Source organism: Streptomyces sp. SM11 (assembly GCF_002910905.1).
Classification (GTDB): domain Bacteria; phylum Actinomycetota; class Actinomycetes; order Streptomycetales; family Streptomycetaceae; genus Streptomyces.
Genome location: NZ_NEUE01000068.1, coordinates 1 through 3,357 on the forward strand (window position 1 = coordinate 1; position 3,357 = coordinate 3,357).

The window sequence follows — 3,357 nt, forward strand, 5'->3', positions numbered from 1 at the left end:
CCCACGCGCCGGCTCCGCGCGCGGCTATCCGCGACGGCGCGCCACCTCGTACATCACGATGCCCGCCGCGACACCGGCGTTGAGCGACTCCGCGCCGCCGGGCATGGAGATCCGCACCCGGTAGTCGCAGGTCTCGCCGACGAGTCGGCCGAGGCCCTTGCCCTCGCTGCCGATGACGATGACGACCGGCCCGCCCAACTGCTCCAGGTCCTCCACCGTGTGCTCGCCGTCGGCGGCCAGGCCGACGACCGTGAGGCCCGCCTTCTGGTAGCCCTCCAGCGCGCGGGTGAGGTTGGTGACCCGGGAGACGGGCGTGCGGGCCGCCGTGCCGGCGGAGGACTTCCACGCACCGGCGGTCATCCCGGCCGCGCGGCGCTCGGGAACGACCACGCCGTGGCCGCCGAACGCGGAGACCGAGCGGACGATCGCGCCGAGGTTGCGCGGGTCGGTCACGCCGTCGAGGGCGACGATCAGCGGGTCCTCGTTGTTGTCGTACGCGGCGGCGGTGAGGTCCTCCGGGTGCGCGTACTCGTACGGCGGGACCTGGAGGACGAGGCCCTGGTGGTTCAGGCCGTTCGTCATCCGGTCCAGCTCGGGACGCGGGGCCTCCATCAGGTTGATGTTGCCGCGCTCGCTCGCGAGCTTGAGGGCGTCGCGGACGCGCTCGTCGTTGTCGATGTACTGCTGGACGTACAGGGTGACGGCGGGCACGCCGTCACGCAGGGCCTCGTAGACCGGGTTGCGGCCGACGACCATCTCCGAGGTGCCCTTCACGCCGCCGCGCCGGGGGGCGGGACGGCGGGCCGCGGCCTGCTTGGCCTGGGCGTTGGCGACCCGGTTCTTCTTGTGTCCCTTGCGGGCGGAGGCGGGCGGCGTCGGTCCCTTGCCTTCGAGACCACGGCGTCGCTGGCCACCGCTGCCGACCTGCATGCCCTTCTTGTTGGACGTGCGGCGGTTCCTGCGTTGGCTGTTCCCGGCCATGATCTACCTGTTTCGTTGCTTTCAGACGTACGTATAAGGAAAGTGTGCCGCCCGGATCGCCGGACGGCACAATCTCACTGCTCGGAGCGGGTGCTCAGCGCGGTCCCAGCGTCCACCGGGGGCCGGTGGGGCTGTCCTCGATGACGAGGCCGGACCGGCCCAGCTGGTCGCGGATGGCGTCGGCGGCGGCCCAGTCCTTGCGGTCACGGGCCGACTGCCGCTGGTCGAGGACGAGGCCGACGAGGGTGTCGACGACGCCGTGCAGCTCCTCGCCCCGGTCGCTCTCGCCCGCCCAGTGCGGGTCGAGCGGGTCCAGGCCGAGGACGCCGAGCATGGCCCGGACCTCGGCGAGGCGGGCGGCGGCGGCTTCCTTGTCGTCGTCGGCGAGCGCGCTGTTGCCCTGGCGGACGGTGGTGTGGATGATCGCGAGGGCCCCGGGGACGCCGAGGTCCTCGTCCATCGCCTCGGCGAAGGCGGGCGGCACCTCGGCGGCGGGAGGAACGGTCTCCCCGGCCTTCTCGGTGGCGCGCTGGACGAAGCCCTCGATCCGTGCGAACGCGGACTCGGCCTCGCGCAGGGCCTCCTCGCTGTACTCGATCATCGACCGGTAGTGCGGGGTACCGAGGTAGTAGCGCAGGACGATCGGGCGCCAGTGCTTGACCATCTCGCTGACGAGGACGGAGTTGCCCAGCGACTTCGACATCTTCTCGCCGGACATGGTGACCCAGGCGTTGTGCACCCAGTAGTTCGCGAACGCGTCGCCGTACGCCTTGGCCTGGGCGATCTCGTTCTCGTGGTGCGGGAAGATCAGGTCGAGGCCGCCGCCGTGGATGTCGAACGCGGAGCCCAGGTACTTGTGGGCCATCGCGGAGCACTCCAGGTGCCAGCCGGGCCGGCCGCGGCCCCAGGGGCTCTCCCAGCTGGGCTCGCCCGGCTTCATGGCCTTCCACATGGCGAAGTCGCGCTGGTCGCGCTTACCGGTCTCACCGTCGCCGGAGGGCTGGCGCAGATCGTCCAGCTCCTGGTTGGAGAGCTCCAGGTAGCCGGGCAGGGAGCGCACGTCGAAGTAGACGTTGCCGTCGGCCTCGTACGCGTGACCTCGCTCGATCAGCCCGCGCATCATCTCGATCATCTCGGGGATGTGGCCGGTGGCGCGGGGCTCGTAGGTGGGCGGCAGGCAGCCGAGCACGTCGTAGCCGTCGTTGAACGCACGCTCGTTCTCGTAGCCGATCGACCACCACGGGCGGCCCTGTTCGGCGGACTTCGCGATGATCTTGTCGTCGATGTCGGTGACGTTCCGGATGAACGTGACGTCGTAGCCGCGGTACGTGAACCAGCGGCGCATGATGTCGAAGTTCAGGCCCGAGCGGATGTGGCCGATGTGCGGTGCCGCCTGGACAGTGGCGCCACAGAGGTAGATCGAGACACAGCCCGCTGTGAGCGGGACGAAGTCACGGATCTGCCGGGCGTTGGTGTCGTGCAGGCGAAGAGTCACGCCTCAAGGGTAGTAGGCCCGCACCAGTGCCCCGCGACCCTTGGGGATCGCGGGGACAACTTTCTGGTACCGGGATGGTCCGAACCGGCCGCCGGAGGCCACGGAGAACGTTCTCCCACCCTCTGCGCGGGGCTCCGGGGCTCTACAGGCTGCCGACGACCTTGCGCGGGGAAATGCGGACGACCACGCGGGGGTCGTCGGCGCCGGAGTTCGGGTTGAACTCCGCGTACGGCTTGCCGGTGTACTTCACCGAGAGCTCGTCGATCAGTTCCTGCCCGCCGTCCGTCGTCAGCGTCGCCTCGCCGCGGATCTCGGCGTAGCTGTACGGGGCGTCGAAGGGCTGGACGACCACGGTGACGCGCGGGTCGCGGCGGAGGTTCTTCTCCTTGCGGCGGCCGACGGTGGTGGAGATCAGGACATCGTCGCCGTCGCGCTTGACCCAGACCGGGGAGACCTGGGGGCTGCCGTCGGGCTGGATGGTGGCGATGTTGACGAACACGGGGCTGTCGAGCAGGTTCTTGAGCTCGGCGGAGAGTGCGGCGGTCATGCGTACGTCCTCCTGAATGCCTGCGGGGCGGCCGGTCCGATGCTTCTACCCCGTAACGGCACCCGCCCCCGCTTCCTTCCCGCCGCGTCCCGCCGGAAGAGTGAACGCCAGTGCCGCCCCGGCCAGCGGGACCGCCGCGAGCACCGCCCACCGCACGGGCGCCGGCGCGTCGAGCGGCGCGCCGGTCGCCGCGCTCCCCCCGAGGACGGCGATCCCGGACACGGAGGACAGCGCGCCGGTGGCCAGTCCGAGCTGCCGGTCCTCGACCAGGTCCGGCACCAGGCCCCGGGCGGCGGGGACCAGCAGCATCTGCCCCAGGGTCAGCAGGACGACG

Annotated in this window: 3 protein-coding genes and 1 pseudogene; all 4 read right to left on the reverse strand. The window is 71.0% G+C overall.

Annotated features, from left to right (window positions below):
- Positions 1 to 24: 24 nt before the first annotated feature.
- Positions 25 to 981, reverse strand: coding sequence for a 23S rRNA (guanosine(2251)-2'-O)-methyltransferase RlmB (rlmB, locus tag B9S58_RS04090; RefSeq protein ID WP_103530772.1), 957 nt, complete (start codon positions 979 to 981; stop codon positions 25 to 27).
- A gap of 94 nt (positions 982 to 1,075) precedes the next feature.
- Positions 1,076 to 2,476 (reverse strand): cysteine--tRNA ligase, encoded by a 1,401-nt coding sequence (cysS, locus tag B9S58_RS04095; RefSeq protein ID WP_103530773.1) that lies wholly within the window; start codon positions 2,474 to 2,476, stop codon positions 1,076 to 1,078.
- Positions 2,477 to 2,618: 142 nt separating this feature from the next.
- On the reverse strand, positions 2,619 to 3,023 hold the full coding sequence (locus tag B9S58_RS04100; RefSeq protein ID WP_103530774.1) for a PPOX class F420-dependent oxidoreductase: 405 nt from the start codon (positions 3,021 to 3,023) through the stop codon (positions 2,619 to 2,621).
- Between the two features lie 45 nt (positions 3,024 to 3,068).
- Positions 3,069 to 3,357: pseudogene (locus tag B9S58_RS04105) on the reverse strand (MFS transporter); the annotation flags it as partial.

What these genes read in the sequence shown, in the direction of transcription:
- B9S58_RS04100 (WP_103530774.1), bottom strand. Translation starts at nt 3,023, where the DNA reads ATGACCGCCGCACTCTCCGCCGAGCTCAAGAACCTGCTCGACAGCCCC.
- rlmB (WP_103530772.1), bottom strand. Translation starts at nt 981, where the DNA reads ATGGCCGGGAACAGCCAACGCAGGAACCGCCGCACGTCCAACAAGAAG.